Annotated in this window: 19 protein-coding genes; 9 read left to right on the top strand and 10 right to left on the bottom strand. The window is 66.0% G+C overall.

Annotated features, from left to right (window positions below; genetic code table 11):
* Position 1 precedes the first annotated feature (1 nt).
* On the bottom strand, positions 2-703 hold the full coding sequence (locus SPR01S_RS11000; RefSeq protein ID WP_066589399.1) for a dienelactone hydrolase family protein: 702 nt from the start codon (positions 701-703) through the stop codon (positions 2-4).
* A gap of 104 nt (positions 704-807) precedes the next feature.
* Between SPR01S_RS11000 and SPR01S_RS10995 the strand changes: the two genes are divergently transcribed.
* Genes SPR01S_RS10995 through SPR01S_RS10970 form a run of 6 tightly spaced genes read left to right on the top strand, consistent with a single transcriptional unit; the run spans position 808 to position 6,513 of the window.
* Positions 808-1,038, top strand: a complete 231-nt coding sequence (locus SPR01S_RS10995; protein ID WP_066589397.1) for a DUF6489 family protein — start codon at positions 808-810, stop codon at positions 1,036-1,038.
* A gap of 26 nt (positions 1,039-1,064) precedes the next feature.
* Positions 1,065-2,345: a tRNA uridine-5-carboxymethylaminomethyl(34) synthesis GTPase MnmE gene (gene mnmE, locus SPR01S_RS10990; RefSeq protein WP_066589394.1), complete on the top strand. Its 1,281-nt coding sequence runs from the start codon at positions 1,065-1,067 to the stop codon at positions 2,343-2,345.
* Between the two features lie 37 nt (positions 2,346-2,382).
* Positions 2,383-4,221 (top strand): tRNA uridine-5-carboxymethylaminomethyl(34) synthesis enzyme MnmG, encoded by a 1,839-nt coding sequence (gene mnmG, locus SPR01S_RS10985; protein WP_066589392.1) that lies wholly within the window; start codon positions 2,383-2,385, stop codon positions 4,219-4,221.
* Positions 4,218-4,829, top strand: coding sequence for a 16S rRNA (guanine(527)-N(7))-methyltransferase RsmG (gene rsmG, locus SPR01S_RS10980; protein ID WP_066589388.1), 612 nt, complete (start codon positions 4,218-4,220; stop codon positions 4,827-4,829). Before mnmG ends, rsmG begins: the two co-directional genes overlap by 4 nt.
* Positions 4,826-5,611: a ParA family protein gene (locus tag SPR01S_RS10975; RefSeq protein WP_066589385.1), complete on the top strand. Its 786-nt coding sequence runs from the start codon at positions 4,826-4,828 to the stop codon at positions 5,609-5,611. Before rsmG ends, SPR01S_RS10975 begins: the two co-directional genes overlap by 4 nt.
* On the top strand, positions 5,608-6,513 hold the full coding sequence (locus tag SPR01S_RS10970) for a ParB/RepB/Spo0J family partition protein (RefSeq protein ID WP_066589383.1): 906 nt from the start codon (positions 5,608-5,610) through the stop codon (positions 6,511-6,513). The genes SPR01S_RS10975 and SPR01S_RS10970 overlap by 4 nt, the downstream gene beginning before the upstream one ends.
* Positions 6,514-6,722: 209 nt before the next feature.
* Here the strand turns inward: SPR01S_RS10970 and holA are convergent, their stop codons facing one another.
* From holA to SPR01S_RS10950, 4 genes are read right to left on the bottom strand one after another with little or no spacing between them, the layout of a single operon-like run.
* Complete coding sequence (gene holA / locus SPR01S_RS10965; protein WP_066589382.1) at positions 6,723-7,742, bottom strand: DNA polymerase III subunit delta; 1,020 nt, start codon at positions 7,740-7,742, stop codon at positions 6,723-6,725.
* Complete coding sequence (lptE, locus tag SPR01S_RS10960) at positions 7,739-8,236, bottom strand: LPS assembly lipoprotein LptE (protein WP_066589379.1); 498 nt, start codon at positions 8,234-8,236, stop codon at positions 7,739-7,741. The genes holA and lptE overlap by 4 nt, the downstream gene beginning before the upstream one ends.
* Positions 8,233-10,725: a leucine--tRNA ligase gene (leuS, locus tag SPR01S_RS10955; protein ID WP_066589376.1), complete on the bottom strand. Its 2,493-nt coding sequence runs from the start codon at positions 10,723-10,725 to the stop codon at positions 8,233-8,235. Before leuS ends, lptE begins: the two co-directional genes overlap by 4 nt.
* Positions 10,726-10,773: 48 nt before the next feature.
* Positions 10,774-11,214, bottom strand: coding sequence for a DUF3576 domain-containing protein (locus SPR01S_RS10950; protein WP_084251109.1), 441 nt, complete (start codon positions 11,212-11,214; stop codon positions 10,774-10,776).
* Between the two features lie 195 nt (positions 11,215-11,409).
* Between SPR01S_RS10950 and SPR01S_RS10945 the strand changes: the two genes are divergently transcribed.
* Complete coding sequence (locus SPR01S_RS10945; protein WP_066589374.1) at positions 11,410-12,099, top strand: hypothetical protein; 690 nt, start codon at positions 11,410-11,412, stop codon at positions 12,097-12,099.
* An 87-nt stretch (positions 12,100-12,186) separates the two neighbouring features.
* Here the strand turns inward: SPR01S_RS10945 and SPR01S_RS10940 are convergent, their stop codons facing one another.
* The gene (locus SPR01S_RS10940) at positions 12,187-12,726 is read right to left on the bottom strand and encodes a thiamine phosphate synthase (protein ID WP_245661950.1); all 540 of its coding nucleotides are present in this window, start codon (positions 12,724-12,726) and stop codon (positions 12,187-12,189) included.
* 22 nt (positions 12,727-12,748) lie between these two features.
* Between SPR01S_RS10940 and SPR01S_RS10935 the strand changes: the two genes are divergently transcribed.
* Together SPR01S_RS10935 and SPR01S_RS10930 are read left to right on the top strand one after the other, a co-directional pair.
* Positions 12,749-13,411 carry a YggS family pyridoxal phosphate-dependent enzyme gene (locus tag SPR01S_RS10935; RefSeq protein WP_066589371.1) on the top strand — a complete coding sequence of 221 codons (663 nt, stop codon included), beginning with the start codon at positions 12,749-12,751 and terminating at the stop codon, positions 13,409-13,411.
* Positions 13,408-14,091, top strand: coding sequence for an HAD family hydrolase (locus tag SPR01S_RS10930; protein WP_245661949.1), 684 nt, complete (start codon positions 13,408-13,410; stop codon positions 14,089-14,091). Before SPR01S_RS10935 ends, SPR01S_RS10930 begins: the two co-directional genes overlap by 4 nt.
* Positions 14,092-14,124: 33 nt before the next feature.
* Here SPR01S_RS10930 and ribA read toward each other — a convergent pair whose 3' ends face one another.
* The 4 genes from ribA to SPR01S_RS10910 all read right to left on the bottom strand — a co-directional run bounded on the left by ribA (position 14,125) and on the right by SPR01S_RS10910 (position 19,421).
* Positions 14,125-15,177, bottom strand: a complete 1,053-nt coding sequence (gene ribA / locus SPR01S_RS10925) for a GTP cyclohydrolase II (RefSeq protein ID WP_066589369.1) — start codon at positions 15,175-15,177, stop codon at positions 14,125-14,127.
* 25 nt (positions 15,178-15,202) lie between these two features.
* Positions 15,203-15,994 carry an exodeoxyribonuclease III gene (locus tag SPR01S_RS10920; protein ID WP_066589367.1) on the bottom strand — a complete coding sequence of 264 codons (792 nt, stop codon included), beginning with the start codon at positions 15,992-15,994 and terminating at the stop codon, positions 15,203-15,205.
* Between the two features lie 298 nt (positions 15,995-16,292).
* Positions 16,293-16,916 carry a LolA family protein gene (locus SPR01S_RS10915; protein ID WP_066589364.1) on the bottom strand — a complete coding sequence of 208 codons (624 nt, stop codon included), beginning with the start codon at positions 16,914-16,916 and terminating at the stop codon, positions 16,293-16,295.
* 201 nt (positions 16,917-17,117) lie between these two features.
* Positions 17,118-19,421 carry an FtsK/SpoIIIE family DNA translocase gene (locus SPR01S_RS10910; protein ID WP_066589361.1) on the bottom strand — a complete coding sequence of 768 codons (2,304 nt, stop codon included), beginning with the start codon at positions 19,419-19,421 and terminating at the stop codon, positions 17,118-17,120.
* Positions 19,422-19,620: the final 199 nt, after the last annotated feature.

The raw sequence follows: 19,620 nt of genomic DNA, 5'->3' as shown, positions 1-19,620 counted from the left end.
ATTACTTCAAATTATTGGCAAAGAATGTCATCGTCCGCGCGTCAGCCTGATTGGCCGCCTCGTCCCTCCGGCGGTTGCCGAATTCGGTGGCGAAGCCGTGGTCGACGCCGGGATAGTCGTGCAGAGTGACTTTGGGATGATCGTCCAACCCCTCATGCATCGCCTTTTGCACCTCGGGGCTGACGAAGCCATCGGCGCCGGCGATGTGGAGCATCAGCGGGCGCGCGATGGCATGCTTCTCGCGCAGCAGACCGTCGATCCCGACTGCGTAATAGCCGACCGTAGCGTCCACATCGGTGCGCGCGGCGGTCATATAGGCCAGCCGGCCCCCCAGGCAGTAACCGACCGCTCCGACCTTCCCGCCCCCGACACGATTTCGCGCGGCATGGATCGTCGCCTCTATGTCGCGAATGCCCTGATCCTGGTTGAACTTGCCCATATAGTCGAGCGCGGCCTTGAACTGGTCGGGGATATCGGGGTCGAGCACGATGCCCGGCTCAAGCCGCCAGAACAGATCTGGCGCGATCGCCAGATAGCCGGCCTCGGCCAGCTGATCGCATTTGCGGCGGATGCCGGCGTTCACGCCGAATATCTCCTGGATGACGATGATCGCGGCGGTCGCCTTGCCACCGGCCGGCTCGGCGACATAGGCGTCTAAGCTGGCGTCCTTTTCGAGCGTCTCGATCTTGATCGTCGCGGTCATGGCTCTCTCCGAATGGGGCGGTTGCGGTTGATGGTCCGTCGCGCGCATACAGGTCGTTCAACTAGGTAGCAGCGCGACCGGCGCGCTCAAGCGGAGTTTCGGCGATGAAGATCAATGTCGAGGTGGATTGCACCCCCGAAGAGGCACGCCGCGCGATCGGCCTGCCCGATCTGACGCCGATTCACGATAAATATGTCGAGGCGCTGATGGGGGCGATGGACGGCAATATGGTCAAGCCCGAACTGCTCGAGACCATGATGAAGAGCTGGATGCCGATGGGCGACGCTGGGATGCAATTCTGGCGCAAGATGTTCGAGGGCGGCAAGAGCGAGTAATTGCCGCTTGCTACTGTGACACTGCCATGAGCACGATCTTTGCCCCCTCGTCCGGCCTGCCGCCGGCGGCGATCGCCGTCATTCGCATCAGCGGACTTCAGGCGTTCGACGCGGCGCGCGCGCTGGCCGGCGACCTGCCTTTTCCACGTGAAGCAAGGTTGCGGACGTTGCTCGACCCGGCGAATGGGGATCATCTTGATAGCGCGCTGGTACTGGTCTTCCCCGCCCCCAACACCGCCACGGGCGAGGATCTGGTCGAACTGCACGTCCATGGCGGCCGAGCGGTGGTTGCCGCGGTCGAGGCGGCGCTGGCCCGGCAGCCAGGTTTGCGGCGCGCCGAGCCGGGCGAGTTCACTCGGCGCGCGCTGACCAATGGCCGCATAGATCTTGCCGAGGCGGAGGGGCTTGGCGACCTGCTATCCGCGGAGACCGAGTTGCAGCGGCGTGCGGCGCTGGCCATGGCTGACGGCACGCTGTCCCGACGGATCGCCCAATGGCGTGCCGCGTTGCTCGGACTGGCGGCGCGGCTCGAAGCATCGCTCGATTTTTCGGACGAGGCCGATGTCGACCCAGTGCTGCTCGACGGCATTCGGAGCGATGCCTGTACGATAGCGTCCGAGATCGAAGTGGCGCTCGCTGCTCCTGCGGTGGATCGCCTGCGCGACGGCATCCGTGTCGTGCTGGCCGGTCCGCCCAATAGTGGCAAGTCTACCTTGCTCAACGCCCTTGCGCGTCGCGATGCAGCGATCGTCTCGCCGATCGCAGGCACTACGCGCGACCGGATCGAGGTCCCCATATCGCGCGCGGGCATGCCCTTCGTGCTGACCGATACGGCGGGGCTGCGCGACTCGGCCGGCGACGCGATCGAGGCGATAGGTATCGATCGCGCTGGGCAAGCGATCGCCGGCGCCGATCTGGTGCTCTGGTTGGGAGACAATCCTCCGCCGGAGGATCGGATGCTGTGGATTCATGCGCGCGCCGATATCGCCGGTCGGGACGCTGTGCCCGAGGGGGCCGCGCTCGCAGTATCGGCCGAAACAGGAGCCGGGATCGAGCAATTGTGGGAGCTATTGGTCGCCAAGTCCTCGACGCTGATTCCTGGCGCCACCGATATGGCGCTCAACCGGCGGCAGCGGGCGCATTGCCGCGAAGCGCTCGAGGCGCTTGGTGACATGGATGCGACTGACGAGCTCGTTGTCGCTGACGCATTGCGCCGCGCCAATGTAGCCCTGGCGCGGATTACCGGCGATGTTGGCATCGAGGCGATGCTCGATGCCTTGTTCTCGAGGTTCTGCATCGGAAAGTGAGTGTTCCACGTGGAACATCCCTGCTAATCGCGCCGCCATGAACAGCTTCGATGTCATCGTGATCGGCGGCGGCCATGCCGGTGTCGAGGCCGCAGCGGCGGCTGCGCGCCGTGGCGCGTCGGTCGCGCTGGTGACGTTCGATGCGGGCAATATCGGAACGATGTCCTGCAACCCCAGTATCGGCGGACTCGGCAAAGGCCATCTGGTCCGCGAGGTCGACGCCTGTGATGGGATCATCGCGCGCGCCGCCGATGCCGGTGCGATCCATTACCGTATGCTCAATCGCTCGAAGGGCGCTGCCGTGCGGGGGCCGCGCATTCAAGCCGACCGACGCCGCTTTGGCGCCGCCGTGCGGAACCTGCTCTCGCGCTACGACAATGTGCAAGTGGTCGCGAACGAAGCGACGGCATTGGTGATTGATGGTGGACGGGTCGCCGGTATCGAGGTGGCGGACGGCACGCATATGGCGGCACCGGCAGTCGTCCTCGCGACCGGTACGTTCCTGGGTGCGAAGATGTTCCGCGGCGACGAGCGCGACGCGGGCGGAAGGCTGGGCGAGCGCGCTGCCACGGTGATGGCTGAGCAATTGCGCGATCTCGGTCTGCCGATGACGCGGCTCAAGACGGGCACTCCACCGCGCCTGGACGGGCGGACGATCGACTGGGCGCGCACCGAAGTTCAACCGTCGGAGGCGGATAGCTGGATGATGTCGGCGCTGTCGCGCGGCCGCCCCCTCCCCCAATTGTGGTGCGCGATCACCCGGACGACCGAGGAAACGCACGCGACCATCCGTGCCGGGCTCGACCGCTCGCCGCTCTTTTCGGGCGATATCGAGGGCGTGGGGCCGCGCTACTGCCCGTCGATCGAGGACAAGGTTCACCGCTTCGGAGATCGCGACGGACATCAGGTTTTCCTGGAGCCCGAAGGCCTGGACGATCCCACCGTCTATCCTAACGGCATCTCGACGTCGTTGCCGGCCGACGTGCAGCAGGCGCTGATCGCTTCGATCCCGGGGCTCGAGCGGACCCGGATCACTGCGTTCGGCTATGCGGTCGAATATGATCATATCGACCCGCGCGCGCTCGATCATCGGTTGGCGGTCGGCGCCCTGCCCGGCCTGTTCTGCGCGGGGCAGATCAACGGCACCACGGGCTATGAGGAAGCGGCGGCGCAAGGCCTGGTCGCGGGCGCCAATGCCGCGGCGGCGGCACTGGGGCTGGCGGACTTCGTCCCCGACCGTGCGCAATCCTATCTCGGCGTGATGATCGACGACCTTGTCCTGCAGGGCGTGACCGAGCCCTATCGCATGCTCACCGCGCGCGCCGAGTTCCGCTTGCGGCTACGCGCAGACAATGCAGAGACTCGCTTGAGCGCGGCTGCCGAAGCGGCCGGCCTGCTTGGCGAGGAGCGGCTGCGCCATGTCCGTGCGCGCCAGGTCGAACGCTCGGCGATCGACGCGCACCTCGCCGAGCCGATAACGGCGAGTGCGCTGGCGGCGCGCGGCGCGCAGGTCGCGCAAGACGGCGCGCGGCGATCGGCGGGCGAATGGCTGCGCTTTCCTGGCGTCGAGCTGGCGCACGTCTCCCCCACCCTCGCGGCCGACCCTACGCCGGTGGTCGACGAAGCGATCGAGGATGCGCGCTATGCGCCCTATGTCGAGCGGCAGGAGGCGGAAGTGTCCGAACTGCGCGCCAGCGAGCGCATCGCTCTGCGGCCCGATCTCGATTTCACGGCCATCCCCGGACTGTCCAATGAGATGGTCGAGCGGCTGACCGCCGCGCGCCCGGCAACGCTGGCCGCGGCGGGGCGCATCCGGGGAATCACGCCAGCGGCGCTGACCGCGGTCCTGCTTCACGCGACACGGGCAGCGGCATGACCGAGGAAGAGGCACGCGATTGGGCGACAGCGCGCTTTGGCGCCGAGGCGATTGGCCGCCTCGATCATCTGGCCGCGCTCGTCACGGTCGAAAGTGACCAGCAGAATCTGATCGCGCGTTCGACGCTGGCGACGATCTGGTCGCGGCATATCGTCGATTCGCTGCAGCTCGCGCCGCTGGCACCCGACCAGGGGGATTGGCTCGATATCGGGACGGGCGCGGGCTTTCCCGGCTTGGCGTTGGCGGCAGCGCAGCCCGAGCGCCGCTTCATCCTGGTCGAGCCGCGTCGGTTGCGCGCCGACTTCCTGCGCGAAACCGCGGCGACGCTCGCCCTTCCCCAGGTCGAGGTGGTCACCGGTAAGGTCGAGAATTTCAACCAGCGCGTGGCCGTCATCTCCGCGCGGGCGGTCGCGCAGGTGACACAAGTGATCGCGTCGGCGGCGCAATGCGCCAGCAATGAGACACTTTGGCTGCTACCAAAGGGGCGATCGGCGCGCGAAGAGGTGGCGCGCGCCAAGCAAAGATGGCATGGAATGTTCCACGTGGAACAGAGCATCACCGATCCTGACTCAAGCATCGTGATCGCGCGCGGAGCACGGGCGCGATGACCGTCATTGCCGTGGCCAACCAGAAGGGCGGCGTGGGCAAGACCACGACCGCGATCAATTTGGGCACCGCGCTCGCGGCGACCGACAAGCGCGTGTTGATCATTGACCTCGACCCGCAAGGTAATGCCTCGACCGGGCTCGGCATCCATCGCGCCGACCGCAAGAAGTCGAGCTACGACGTGCTGATCGGCGAATGTTCGGTGGTTGACGCGGTGATCGGCACCGTCGTGCCAGGGCTCGATATTGTCCCGGCGACGGTCGATTTGTCCGGGGCCGAAATCGAGCTGGTCGATTACGAGGAACGCACGCACCGTCTCGACCACGCGCTCGACGCGGCGAGCGACCGCTGGGACGTCGTGCTGATCGACTGCCCGCCCTCGCTTGGCCTGCTGACGATCAACGCGATGGTCGCGGCCGATTCGCTGTTGGTGCCGCTGCAATGCGAGTTCTTCGCGCTCGAGGGGCTGAGCCAGTTGCTGTCGACGGTCGAACGCATCCGCACGCGATTCAATCCGGGGCTGGCAATTCTTGGCGTCGCCCTCACCATGTACGATCGCCGCAACCGCCTGACCGACCAGGTGTCGGCGGATGTTCGCGCGGTGCTCGGCAAGGTGGTGTTCGACACGGTAATCCCGCGCAATGTGCGGCTGTCCGAAGCGCCGAGCCATGGCGTGCCGGCGCTGATCTACGATTATCGCTGCTCGGGGTCTGAAGCCTATATGGCGTTGGCGCGCGAGCTGATCGGGCGCCTCCCCCCTGCTGCCCCTGCGATTGCCGCATGACCACCGAAGCTCCTCGCAAGCCCCGCCCCAGCCTTGGCCGCGGGCTCAACGCCTTGCTCGGCGACATCGCCCCCGAGGCGGTGCCGACGTCGGGCGGCGGCGAAACCCCGGCGGGCATTCGCATGTTGCCGGTAGGTGCACTGACTCCTCAACCCGGCCAGCCCCGCCGCGTGTTCGATGACGTCGCGCTGGAAGAATTGGCGCAGTCGATCGCGACGCGGGGCGTGCTCCAGCCGATCCTGGTCCGTCCGCACGGCCGCAATTACCAGATCGTTGCCGGCGAACGTCGCTGGCGCGCGGCGCAGCGCGCGAGATTGCACGAAGTCCCGGTGATCGTCCGCGAGCTCGACGATGCCGACACGTTCGAAATCGCGCTGCTCGAAAATATCCAGCGCCGCGACCTCAACGCGGTCGAAGAGGCCGATGCGTACAAGCGCCTGATCAACGAATTCGGCCATACTCAGGAAGCGTTGGCAAAGCTGGTTCACAAATCGCGCAGCCATATCGCTAACCTATTGAGATTGCTTGATCTTCCAGAGTTTGTTCTGTCGCTGCTGACCGACGGCAAGATCGACATGGGGCATGCCCGCGCGCTGATCGGCGTGCCCGATGTCGAACGTCTGGCCGCCGAAGTCGTCGCTCGCGGTCTTTCCGTGCGTGAGACCGAGCGACTCGCCAAGGCGGCCAAGGACGACGGCACGTCCGGCGGCCATGGCGGCGGCGGTAGTGGCAGTCATGGGCGCAACGCCGATATCGCCGCACTCGAACGCCAGTTGACCGACGTCATCGGGCTGGGCGTGAAGATCACCTATGGCGCGAAGGGCGGGACGGTCACCGTCTCCTATTCGACACTCGACCAACTCGACATGGTCTGCCAGCGGCTAACCGGCGAGCCGCTTTAATATTTTCGCGCACAAAGACGCAAAGGCGCAAAGCAGAGTAGATTAGGTTCGCGCAGAGGCGCGGAGGGCGCGGAGGTGTTTCGCGCTGGGTTGCCGTTGAGAGACAAATGCGGTGATTTAAGAGCCTCGCACAGCGAGGCTCTCCTAAAATCTCTGCGCCTCTGCGCGAACTTCTTCGTGCCTTTGCGTCTTTGTGCGAGCTAAACTGCCTACCGCATCCGCGCCGCAGCGCGCGTCGTTTCGGTGATGGCGACGTCGGAGAGCAATTCCCCTGCCCCGCCTGGCGCCATCAGCTGGCGTTCGGCACGCCGCAGTCGGTCGATCGCGGCGGCGATGTCGGACGATTTCCATTTCTGCACCTGGCGGATCATCCCCGGCTCTTCGCGGAAATGGACTCGGCGTGCCTTGACCACGACCGACGGCTGCTTGCCCGCATCGACTTCGGCGCGCATCGCCGCCAACGCCATCAGCTTGCGGACGATCTGGCGCAGCAACGGGATCGCCGCGCCGCCCGAATCGGCGAATCGGGCAAGTTCGCGCGCGATGTCGTGGACGCGCCCCTCGAGCGCGGCATCGACTACGTCGGACATTTGCGATTCGCCGAGATCGGCCCCGAGCGCGTCGAGCGCATCGTCGTCGAGCTCGCGCGGCCGGTCGCCCGCCGCGTCGAGATAGAGCGCGAGCTTTTCGACTTCGCGCGCGATCACGCTGCGATCGCCGCCCGATGCCGCCATCAATCGCCGGATCGCGGTCGGCGTCGGGCGGAGACCATATTCGCGCGCGATGCCGACCACCATGCGGTCGGCATTGGCGCCATCGGGGATGTAGCAGGCGAAGCTCATCGCCGCCGGCTGGGCGATCGCGAACTGGACCAGCTTCGACGTGGTGCGCAGCCCCGGTCCGATCATCACCACCGGATGCTCGACCTGGGGCTCGGCGAGCAGCAATTGCGCGGCCTCGAGCGATTCGTCGCCGGCATTGGCGACCAGGATCCAGCGCCGCCCACCGAACAAGGCGAGCGACCGCGCCTCGTCGACCAGCTTGCCAGGATCGCCACGCAGCGTCGGTCCCTCCATCGCGACCTTTTCGGCATCGGCGCCGAGTGCACGCCCCAGTCGAGCGGCATAGTCCATCGCGCCTGCTTCGTCGGGACCATGGAGCAGATAGAGCCGGACCGCCGAAGCCGCCGAATCCAGCGAGTTAACTAACTGATTTTCAGAAACTTTCACTTTTCCGCAGCGGCGGCGCGGCGCTGATAGACGGCGATCCGCGTGACGATCTGATCGGCGACGATCTGCGACAGGTTTTCGAGCGCGGTGTTCTCGGCTGCGATCGTGGCATATTCCGAATTGACCACGTCGATACCGGCATCGGACCCTGCGGTCGCGTCGAGCAGCACTTCACCGCTCGACGCGGCGACCAACTGATAGCGCGCGCGCAACGACCGCCGCTCGCGCGTGATCGTGTCGTCGCGCTTCACGCCCAGACCGGTGATCGAATCGTCGAGCTTGACCTCGAGCCGGTACAATGGCGGCTCGCCACTGCTCTGGGGAAGTCGGTCGCGCAGCGCGTTCGACATCAGATAACCGTTCTTGCCGGGGATCGGCGCGACCTCGACTCGCGACAGGCTGGACGCGACCGAGCCCGAAGCGCCGCCTTCGTAAAGCGGATGGAGGCCACAGCCGGCGGTCGCCAGCGCGAGGAGGAGCGCGAGTCGCTTCATGCGACCAGATTGACCAGACGATCGGGCACGACAATCACCTTCTTCGGTTCGGCGCCGTCCAGGACGCGGAGGACGTTGGGATTGGCGCGCGCGGCGGCCTCGACCACAGCTCTGTCTGCACCCTTGGGCATTACGAGCGTGTCGCGCAGTTTGCCGTTGACCTGTACCGCGATCGTGACCTCATCCTCGACCAGCAAGGCCGGATCATAAGACGGCCAATCGGCATTGGCGACCAGTCCCGATTCGCCCATCGCCGCCCATGCTTCCTCGGCGAGGTGCGGGGTCATCGGCGCGACCAGGCGGACCAGCGTGCGGATCGCGCTGCTGCGCGACGCGGACGGCTTGGCCTTCTCGATCGCGTTGACCAATTCGTAGAGCTTGGCGACCGCCTTGTTGAACTGCAGCGCCTCGATATCGACGGCCACGCCCGCAATCGTCTGCGCCAGCTTGCGGTCGAGCGCGATGTCGTTGCCCTCACCTTGCTCGATCCCGTCGACCAGCCGCCATAGCCGCTGGACGAAGCGCCACGAGCCCTCGATCCCCGCTTCGGACCAGGCGAGGTCGCGCTCGGGTGGTGAATCGGACAGCATGAACCAGCGCGTCGCGTCGGCGCCATATTGGTCGACGATCGGCTCCGGATCGATCGTGTTCTTCTTCGACTTGGACATCTTCTCGGTGCGGCCGACCGTGATCGGCTGCCCCGTGGCGATCTCCTTGCCGTCGCGCACATCGTCCGGCGACAGCCACCTGCCCTCGACCGACTTGTAGGTCTCGTGCGTCACCATCCCTTGGGTGAACAGCCCGGCGAACGGCTCGGCGATGTCCAGCATGCCGATATGCTTGAGCGCGCGCGTCCAGAAGCGTGCGTAGAGCAAGTGCAGGATCGCATGCTCGACGCCGCCGATATATTGGCCCACCGGCAGCCATTGCTCGGCCATCGCGCGGTCGAACGGCTTGTCCTTGGGCTGGCTGGCGAAGCGTATGAAATACCAGGACGAATCGGCGAAGGTGTCGAGCGTGTCGGTCTCGCGCACGGCCTTGCCGCCACAGGACGGGCAATCGACATGCTTCCAGGTCGGATGGCGGTCGAGCGGGTTGCCCGGAATGTCGAAACTGACATCCTCGGGCAGGACGACCGGCAATTGGTCGCGCGGCACCGGCACCGCGCCGCATTGGTCGCAATGGATGATCGGGATCGGCGTGCCCCAGTAACGTTGGCGGCTGACGCCCCAGTCGCGCAGGCGATAGACGGTGGTGCCGGTTCCCCATCCGCCCGCCTCGGCGCGGACGATCACTTCGCGCTTGGCGTCCTCGACGTCCATGCCCTCGAGGAAATGCGAGTTCACGATCGTGCCTGGGCCCGAATAGGCTTCGGTATCGGTGAAATCGGGATCGGTCTTGTCGCCGTCCGACACGACACGGCGGATCGGCAGGAGATATTTGGTGGCGAACTCGAAGTCGCGCTGGTCGTGCGCGGGCACGCCGAATACCGCGCCGGTGCCATAGTCCATCAGCACGAAATTGGCGATATAGACCGGAATTTGCCACGCCGGATCAAAGGGATGCGTCGCGGTAATGCCGGTGTCGTAACCCAGTTTCTCCTGCGTCTCGAGCTCGGCGGCGGTGGTGCCGCCCTGCTTGCATAGCTCAATGAACGCCGCCGCTTCCGCATCGCGCGCGGCGGCGGCCTGTGCGATCGGATGGTCGGCGGCGACCGCGATGAAGCTCGCGCCGAAGATCGTGTCGGGACGCGTCGAGAACACCTCGACCGAACCGCCATCGGACAGCGACCAGGCGAACTGCAGCCCCTGGCTCTTGCCGATCCAATTCTCCTGCATCACGCGGACCTTGTCGGGCCAGTGATCGAGGCCCTTCAGGCCCTCCAGCAGCTCGTCGGCGAACTGCGTGATCTTGAGGAACCATTGGTTGAGCTTGCGCTTCTCGACCAGCGCACCCGAACGCCAGCCGCGGCCGTCGATCACTTGCTCGTTGGCCAGCACGGTCATGTCGACCGGGTCCCAATTGACCGCCGATTCGCGGCGATAGACCAATCCGGCGGCATACATGTCGAGGAACAGCGCCTGTTCCTGGCCGTAATAATCCGGCTCGCACGTCGCGATTTCGCGCGACCAGTCGAGCGCGAAGCCCAATCGCTTCAGCTGCGCCTTCATCGTCGCGATATTCTGGCGGGTCCAGCCGCCGGGATGGACGTGCTTTTCCATCGCCGCATTCTCGGCCGGCATGCCGAACGCGTCCCACCCCATCGGGTGGAGCACTTCCATGCCGTTCATCCGCTGATAGCGCGCGAGGACGTCGCCCATCGTGTAGTTGCGGACATGGCCCATATGGATCCGCCCCGAAGGATACGGAAACATCTCGAGCACATAGCTTTTGGGCTTGGGCGAATCGTCTCGCGCGGCAAAGGTCTGGGCATCGTCCCAGATCTTTTGCCAATGGGCATCCGCTTTCAGCGGGTTGAAGCGCGACATTAGGGTCTATCCTGCTGGGCGGGCAGTACCCGCCCGCCGGGTTCCTAGTTATTTACCTGGAGCGATCGCCTGGCGACGAAGGTCGCGGGCGCGGGTGAGGATGATGTCCTCAAGCTTCTGCACCGTCGCCGCCTGGACCGGCGCCGCGACCCACTGGCCATTGGTGCTGACTTCGCGCAGCGCCGCGACGCGGACCGCGTCGGCACGCAGATCCTGATCGAGGATCGACACCGTGACCTTCATCCGCTCACCGGGCGAGCGCGGATTGACGTACCAGTCGGTGACGATGACGCCGCCGTTGGAATCGGTCTGGAGCAGCGGCATGAAGCTCAGCGTGTCGAGGGTCGCGCGCCACAGATAGGCATTGACGCCGATCGTCGTCACCTTCGATGCGGCGATGTCGGCCTTGGCGACTCCCCCCCGGTGGTGCGCACACGCCATCAGCGAGAGCGGAAGGGCCAGATACGCGGCACGGCGCAGAAGGGTCATCGGTCGTTCCCTGATACCAAAGGGGGAGATATCGCGCATCTATAGACACAGGGCCGCCAGCCGCAAGCGCCGAGAGGCGAGAACGAGTCTGTGGACGCGATGCAACACTTGGCGGAAAAACGCGATCAGATGTGGCGAGTCGGGATCGAACCGTGTTAGGGCTCGTATGACTATTGGAGTCGCAGGGAACCAATCGTGGTTGGGAAGCGGGCAATTTTCGGAATCGTCACGGGGGCGCTGGGCGTCACCGCCGCGTTTGCCGTGCCCGCGATCGGCGCGCCCGATACCGCCAAGCGGCTGATTTCGCGTCCTGTCGCGTCCTTCTTCACCCCGGCGTCGGCCGATCCCAAGCTTGCCGCGCTGATTGCGCGCAACGGGCTCGATGCGACTCCGTTCCGTTTCACTCCGGCCGAATCGCGCGGCACCCAACGCCCCGTGACGCCGCCGCCGGCGGTCAAGACCGGTGTCGTGACGCTGCGCGGCGCGCCCTCGGTCGACACCGAATCGGTCGGCCTGGCGCCGATCGCCTATGATCTTGGTCGCAACGCGCCGGTCAAGCATGTCGTGACGCCGAGCGATCTCAAGATCGATCTGGCCGCCAGCCCGGTCGGCCGCAAGCCGATCGATATCGGCACCAGCTTCTCGGTCCGCCGCAGCACCAGGCTGAAGGCGACCAGCGAGCGCACCACGATCGGCGATGCGCGCCTGGCAGGCTATCTGCCCAAGGATTCGATCGATGTCGGCGGGTCGTACTCGCTCAGCCGCAATCTCGATGTGACCGCGGGTGTCCGCTACAAGTCGCAGGATCGCGATCGCCTCGCCCCGCTGCCCGACGCGCAGCGCGACAGCCAGGCGGTGTATGTCGGGACGGCGTTTAGGTTCTGAGTTCTTGCCGCGATTTAGCGGCAGCTAAATAGCGAAAAAGCAAGAACTCCGGCCGGCCTCGAGCAAGCGAGGACCGACGGCGCGAATTCACTTCGCGCCGCTACCGCCCGCACCCCAAGCATCGATCGCCGCCCACCCATCGAACCCGGTCATCTCGCGAAACCGGCGCGCATCCATCCCGCCAAGCGCAATCACGGTGACCGGCAAACCCCGAGCAATCCGCCGCGCCTTGCGCGCGCCCAGCGCCTCAGCCCCGGGATGCGACCGAGTCGCGAACACCGGCGACACGAACAACACATCCGCCCCCCGCCGCACCGCCGCGACCGCCTCGCGCCGATCATGCGCCGGCGCCGTCCGCAGCCCGTTGCAAGCGCGCGCCGCTCCATGCACGCCATCTTCGCCATATCCAGCCCGCGCGCCGGCCCGCACTACCACCAGTCCCCGTGCCCGCGCGATCCGCGCCACGCGGCGGAACAGCTTCCGCCGCTCTCGCGCCGCCGTGGCGTAATGCCGAAACACCACCCCGCTGCCGCTCGGCAACCGACGCAACGCCGCCCACAGCCCATCGCCGAGCCGCTCGTCGGTCATCAGCCACAAAACTGGGATCGGGGACTGGCGATGCGGCACGACCCTGCCTATAGCGCGCGGCATGACGACCGACGACCCCGCCGCGCGGCTCGCCGGCGTCCGCGATGCGATAGCCCGGGCGGCGAAGCTCGCCGGGCGCAGCGACACGATCGAGCTGATCGCCATTTCCAAGACGCACCCGGCCGAGGCGATCGAACCGCTGATGGCCGCCGGGCAACGCGTGTTCGGAGAGAATCGCGTGCAGGAAGCGCAGGGCAAATGGCCGGCGCTACGCGAGCGCCACCCGGACCTGCGGCTCGCCTTGGTCGGCCAGCTGCAATCGAACAAGGCAGCCGACGCGGTGGCGTTGTTCGACGAAATCCATTCGGTCGATCGCGCCTCGCTGATCACCGCCCTGGCCAAGGCAATGGAAAGCGGCCGCCGCCCCGATTGCTTCGTCCAGGTCAATATCGGCGACGAGCCGCAAAAAGGCGGATGCGCGATCGCCGATCTGCCCGGCCTGCTCGCCGAAGCGCGCGCCGCCGGGCTGCCGATCGTCGGGCTGATGGCGGTGCCGCCGCTCGAGGTCGAACCGGCACCCTATTTCGCATTGTTGGCCAAGCTGGCGCGCGACAATGGCCTGGCGGGGCTCAGCATGGGCATGTCGGGCGATTATCCGACCGCGGTAACGCTTGGCGCCACCCATGTTCGCGTCGGATCGGCGCTGTTCGGAGCACGCGCTTGAGCGGCGGCGTGGTCCCGGTCAGGTTCGCGGCCTTGCTGTTCGACTTCGATGGCGTGCTGATCGAGAGCGAGTATATCGGCAACAAGCATATCGCCGATTTTCTGACCTCGATCGGCCACCCGACCACGCCCGAAGAATCGATGGCCAATTTCATGGGCTATGCGGGCAAGGACTTTCTCGACCGCGTCGAGGCATGGATCGGCCGTGCGCTGCCCGATGATTTCTTCGCTGCGCGCGAGGCCGAGGATGCACGGGTGATGGCGGAAGGTATCGAGGAGGTCGCCGGCGCGGTCGCCTTCGTCCGCGCGCTGCCGACCGATTTGCCCAAGGCGGTGGTGTCGTCGAGTTCGACGCGCTGGATCCGCCGCCATCTCGACCATATCGGCCTGTCCGACGTGTTCGGCGATCATCTCTATTCGGGCCGCGAGCATGTCGAGCGCGGCAAGCCGGCGCCCGATCTCTACATTTACGCCGCCGACAAGCTCGGCGTGGCGATCCGCGACAGCGCTATCATCGAGGATTCGCCGGTCGGCGCGACCGGCGCGGTCGCCTCGGGCGGACATGTCATCGGATTGTGCGCCGGCAATCATTGCGCGCCGGACCATGCGGACCGGCTCCGCACGATCGGGGTCGCGGCGGTGGCGTCGAGTTTTGATGAGGTGGCGGCGCTGGTCGCCTAACCTCCGACGGTTATGCGGCGCGTTCGGTGACGTTCAAAGCTGGTGCCCCGTCCGGTCGCGCTTGGTCGCGAGATACTTGGCATTGAACGGATTGGGCGGCAGAGCGATCGGCACGCGCTCGGCGACCGTTATCCCGGCCGCCTCCAGCACGCGGACTTTTTCGGGATTGTTGGTCAAAAGCCGGATCTTGGTCTGGCCGAGGAGATCGAGCATGCGCGCCGCGACGCGGAAGTCGCGGGCATCGACCGCGAAACCCAGCCGCGTATTGGCGTCGACCGTGTCGAACCCCTGATCCTGCAGCGCATAGGCGCGTAACTTGTTGACCAGCCCGATCCCTCGCCCCTCCTGCCGCAGATAGAGCAATATACCCCAGCCGGTATCCTCCATCGCATGGATCGCGGCGTGGAGCTGCGGCCCGCAATCGCATTTGAGGCTGCCGAGAACGTCGCCTGTCAGGCATTCGCTGTGGAGCCGCACCAAAGGGGGGCGGCCGTCGGGCTGGCCGATGATCAGCGCGACATGCTCGCCGGGCGAATCGGGCGACCGGAAGGCGACGATCTCCGAATTTTCCGACCCGGCGACCGGGAGCTTGGCCCGCGCCGCGATCGCCAGGCTGATCGGATCCTCGAACGCCTCGATATCGGCGATGGTGATGACTTCGTCCGGCGCCTGGCCGACGAAGAAAGCGGGCAGCACGCCGACGGTGCGCGCGAGCGACAGCGCGGCCGCCATGACGTCACGATCATCGACATGGATCGCGCGGAACGGCCCCTTCATCGGGGTCGCCATGTCGAGCTGCGGATCGGCAAGCGCGACCGCGCAGTCGAAATCGATCCAGAAGGTGCGTTCGACCAGCACCGGCGAATCGGGGATGGCGGCTTCGAGTTGATTGGCGAGCTTGAGCGTGGCGGCGCGCCCGGCCGACAGCAGGATCGGCGAATCGCCCTCAGGGTCGAACGCCTTCATCCGCCCGGCATCGGCAGTCTCGATCGCAAGCAGCCCGATTGGCGCGCCGGCGCCCCGGATGGCGATCGGCCAGCCGCGGCGCAGCGCGTCGATCGCGCGGGCGACGTCGCGCGCGCTCATAGCGCAGTTTTCACAGACAGGGCCCTCACAGGTCGAACTCGGTCATGATCGGGACATGGTCGGAGGGCTTGAGCCAATTGCGGCAATCCTCGAACACCTGATGCGACCGCGCCTTGGCCGCGACGTCGGCGGTCGCCCACATATGGTCGAGTCGCCGGCCGCGATCATTGACCGTCCAATCGGGCGAGCGATAGCTCCACCAGGTGTGGAGGCGCGCCGGCGCGGGATAGAAATGGCGCCCGAGATCGACCCAGCTGTTCGAGTCCTTGAGCCGGTTGAGCGCATCGATCTCGACAGGGGTGTGGCTGACGACCTTGATCAGCTGTTTGTGGCTCCACACGTCCGATTCGAGCGGCGCGATGTTGAAGTCGCCGGTCAGGATGGTCGGGCAATCGAGCGTCGCCGACCAGGCGGTCATGCGCTCGACGAAATCGAGTTTCTGCCCGAACTTGGGATTGACCTCACGGTCGGGGATATCGCCGCCGGCAGGTACATAGACATTCTCCAGCCGCACGCCGTTCGGCAACCGCACGCCGACATGCCGCGCTTCGCGATTCGCCTGCCAGTCGAATCGGTCGTCCTCGACCAACGGCACGCGGCTGATGATCGCGACGCCGTGATGCATGCGCTGGCCGTGGAGGAAGATCGTGTCGTAGCCGAGCGCGCGGAACGCGCCTTCGGGGAAGTCGGCGTCGATCACCTTGGTTTCCTGCAGGCACAATATGTCGGGCGCGACCTCGCGCAGGAATTTCTCGACGATCTCGATGCGGAAACGGACCGAGTTGATGTTCCAGGAGACGATCTTGAGGGAGGTCATGCGCTCGCGATGTAGCTATCGATCCGTCGCGGTGCCAGCCTGCTCCGCCACCCGACCTCCCAACGTCAGTATTCTATGGGAGGTCGGGTGGGGGAGCGGGCTGGCACCGTCCATCGGCGAGAGCCGATCAAAAAGAGAAAGGCCCCTGTTCCGGGGGCATGGAACAGGGGCCGACCTAGCGTTCGTCACGCAGGCGGGAAGTGGCTTGCTTCGGGCAACAGGGGGAAAATCCCGAACCGCCCCACATCCGCGAAACGTGTATTAGGCGGGCGAAGCTGTCGCCCAGATGAACGGTTCGTTATTTTTTGAATCCGCCACGCACCGGGTCGTTGAAGCGGAACGTTCCGTCGGAAATCGGCACATTGAACTTGGGGTCGGACAGTCGGATCGTCGTGCGATTGTTCTGCGCGTCGAGCGCTACCCAGCCGCGCAGGATCAGGCCGGCCGGCCCTGCCGCGTTGCGTTCGAATACCAGGGTGATGCGGCCATATTCGGGATGTTTGGGATCGCTGGCGTCGACCGAAATGACCGACGGGTCGGCGGTCGGCATCACCTTGGCGAAGCGGCTGATGTCCTTGCTGGGGTCGAGCAATACACCCAGCGGCGAGCCGCCGATCGGCCAGCGTTGCTTCTGCCCGACCTGATAGTCCAGGAACCATAAGGACTTGCCGTCGGCAACGATCAGAATCGGTACGTTCTTCTGATATTGGAAGCGGAGCTTGCCGGGTTGTTTCAACGACAGCGTGCCGGTCAGCGTCTTGCCGTTGCGGTCATATTGGCTGAACGCCGCGGTCATAGACTGGACGGCACGCAGATGCTGCTGGACCTTGACGAGGTCGGGCGAGGTCGCCGCCGGCGCGGCGACGGCCGAGGTGGCGACAAAAGCGGGCACGAACAACAGCGCTAGGGCGCGAGACGTCACGAATATTCTCCTGAAACAGGCGGCCAAAGTGGCGCCATGGGCTTGAACCCGTTCTGAACGCGTAAGTCTTGGTCCGGTTCAGCTTCGCCGAACCGGAAGGCGGCACCGGCCCGCTCCCCCACCCGGCCTCCCAACGGAAGTATCATATGGGAGGCCGGGTGGGGGAGCGGGCCGGTGCCGGTCAGCGAAGCTGACTTCATATCAGAGCGGATTACCCTCGCGATCGCGCAGCACTTCGCGCCTGCCGACATGGTCGGGGCGGCCGACGATGCCGTCTTTCTCCATCCGCTCGATCAGCCGCGCCGCCGAATTGTAACCGATCCGCATCTGGCGCTGCAGCCACGAGGTCGACGCCTTCTGGCTTTCGACCACCAACTGAATCGCGCCGCGATATTGCTGGTCCTCGGCCGAATCCTCGCCCAGCGGCGCGCCGTCGAGCGCGAAGCCGTCCTCGCTCTCCTCGGTGACCGACTGGATGTAATCGGGCTGGCCTTGCGCGCGCCAGTGATCGGCGACCGCCCGCACCTCATCGTCGCTGACGAACGGGCCGTGGACGCGGCTGATCTGCTTGCCGTACGCCATGTAGAGCATGTCACCCTTGCCGAGCAGCTGCTCGGCGCCCTGTTCGCCCAGGATGGTGCGCGAATCGATCTTGCTGGTGACATTGAACGAGATGCGTGTCGGCAGGTTCGCCTTGATCACGCCGGTGATGACGTCGACCGATGGGCGCTGGGTCGCCATGATCAGGTGGATGCCGGCGGCGCGCGCCTTCTGCGCCAGCCGCTGGATCAGGAATTCGACTTCCTTGCCGGCGGTCATCATCAGGTCGGCGAGCTCGTCGACGATAACGACGATCTGCGGCAGCGGCTCGAATTCGAGCTGCTCTTCCTCATAGACCGGCTTGCCGTCCTCATAGCCGATCTGGACCTTGCGGCCGAGCGGCTGGCCCTTGATCTTGGCGGCGCGCACCTTGTCGTTGAAGCTGGCCAGGCCGCGCACGTTGACCGAGGCCATCATGCGATAGCGGTCCTCCATCTGCTCGACCGCCCATTTGAGCGCGCGGACCGCCTTGGAGGGATCGGTGACCACTGGCGAGAGCAGGTGCGGGATGTCGTCGTACATGCTCAGTTCGAGCATCTTCGGATCGATCATGATCATCCGGCACTGCTTGGGATCGAGCTTGTAGAGCAGCGACAGGATCATGCAGTTCAGACCGACCGACTTGCCCGAACCGGTGGTGCCGGCGACGAGCAGGTGCGGCATCGGCGCCAGGTCGACGATCACCGGGTCGCCCGCGGTGTTCTTGCCGAGCACGATCGGCAGCGACGCCGACTGATCCTCGAACGCGTCCGAGGCCATCAGCTCATGCAGGTTGACCGTCTCGCGCCGCGCATTGGGCAGTTCGATGCCGATCACAGTACGGCCGGGGATCGGCGCGATGCGCGCGGACACCGCCGACATGTTGCGCGCAATGTCGTCAGCCAGTTGGACCACGCGGCTCGCCTTGGTCCCGGCGGCGGGTTCGAGCTCGTAGATCGTGACGACCGGGCCAGGATGGACGGCGGTGATCTGGCCCTTGACGTGGAAATCGTCGAGCACGGTTTCGAGCAACCGCGCGTTGCGCTCGAGCGCGGCCTTGTCGATCGGCCCGCCGGTCGAGGGCGGCGGCGCCTTGAGCAGATCGAGCGACGGCAGCGGATAATTGTCGCGCAGGTCGAAACTGCCCTGTTTGGGTTTGGCCGGCTTGGCCGGCGCCGGCACCGCGTTACGCTCGGCGATGACCGGCGCAGGGCGATTGTCGGGGAGCGCCACCGCGCGCGGCTGGCGGATCGACGGCTCCGGCTCCATGTCGATCACGCGATCGCCCGGACGCTGGTCGGTCAGGCGCTGCACCTCGGCCGATCGGCCGATCCGCGGCATTGCCGGCACGCGCGGGAGCCCGACTTCCAGGCTCATGAACCAGATCACCGCGCCCGACAGGCCGGCGAGCGCACCAACGACGCGGTCGGTCCATAAGACGGCGACCGGATTGCCGATCAGCGCGATCAGCCATTTGAGGCCGTCGGCGATCAGCATCCCGACCAGCCCGCTCTTGCCGGCCGGCCAGTCCAGGCTCGCCCCGCTCGACACGAATCCCTGCGCGGTGGCGACCAACAGGAGGCCGAACGCAGCGGTCAGCGCCATCCTGACCCAGCCGCCGGCACCCTCGCCGCGCCACAGCTGCCACGCGATCACCGGCCCGACCGCCAGCATGCCCCAGGCTGGCCAGCCCAGGACGGTATAGGCCAGATCGGCGATCACCGCGCCGGGATAGCCGACCAAATTCTGCGCCGGGCCGCCCGCCGCGGTGCTGAGCGACGGGTCGCCCGAATGATAGCTGGCAAGCGAAAGGATGAGCAGCAACGACACTGCCGCGACCGCCACAGCGACGATCATCGCACCCGATCGGGCCGCGCCCGCCTTCACCGTTTCCCGCCAGAGCGGCGTCTGCGCGCGGCTGGCCATGGTCGAATCCCCCGAAATGTACGCTGTGCGTTCACGATGGATTCTCGCGCTAGCAGAGTCCGACGTCAAGGCAGCATGGATGGAGCGGGGCGGGAGGCGGGCTGACTGATGCAAATCCTCCCCACTTGCGGGGAGGGGGACCAAGACGCGCAGCGGCTTGGTGGAGGGGGCAGGCCTCAAGCGACGAACGTGAGGGGGG

The sequence above is a fragment of the Sphingomonas pruni NBRC 15498 genome (assembly GCF_001598455.1).
GTDB classification, from domain to species: Bacteria; Pseudomonadota; Alphaproteobacteria; order Sphingomonadales; family Sphingomonadaceae; genus Sphingomonas; species Sphingomonas pruni.
Note: the sequence above shows the minus strand (reverse complement) of the source record. Positions and strands in the feature narration are given on the sequence as shown.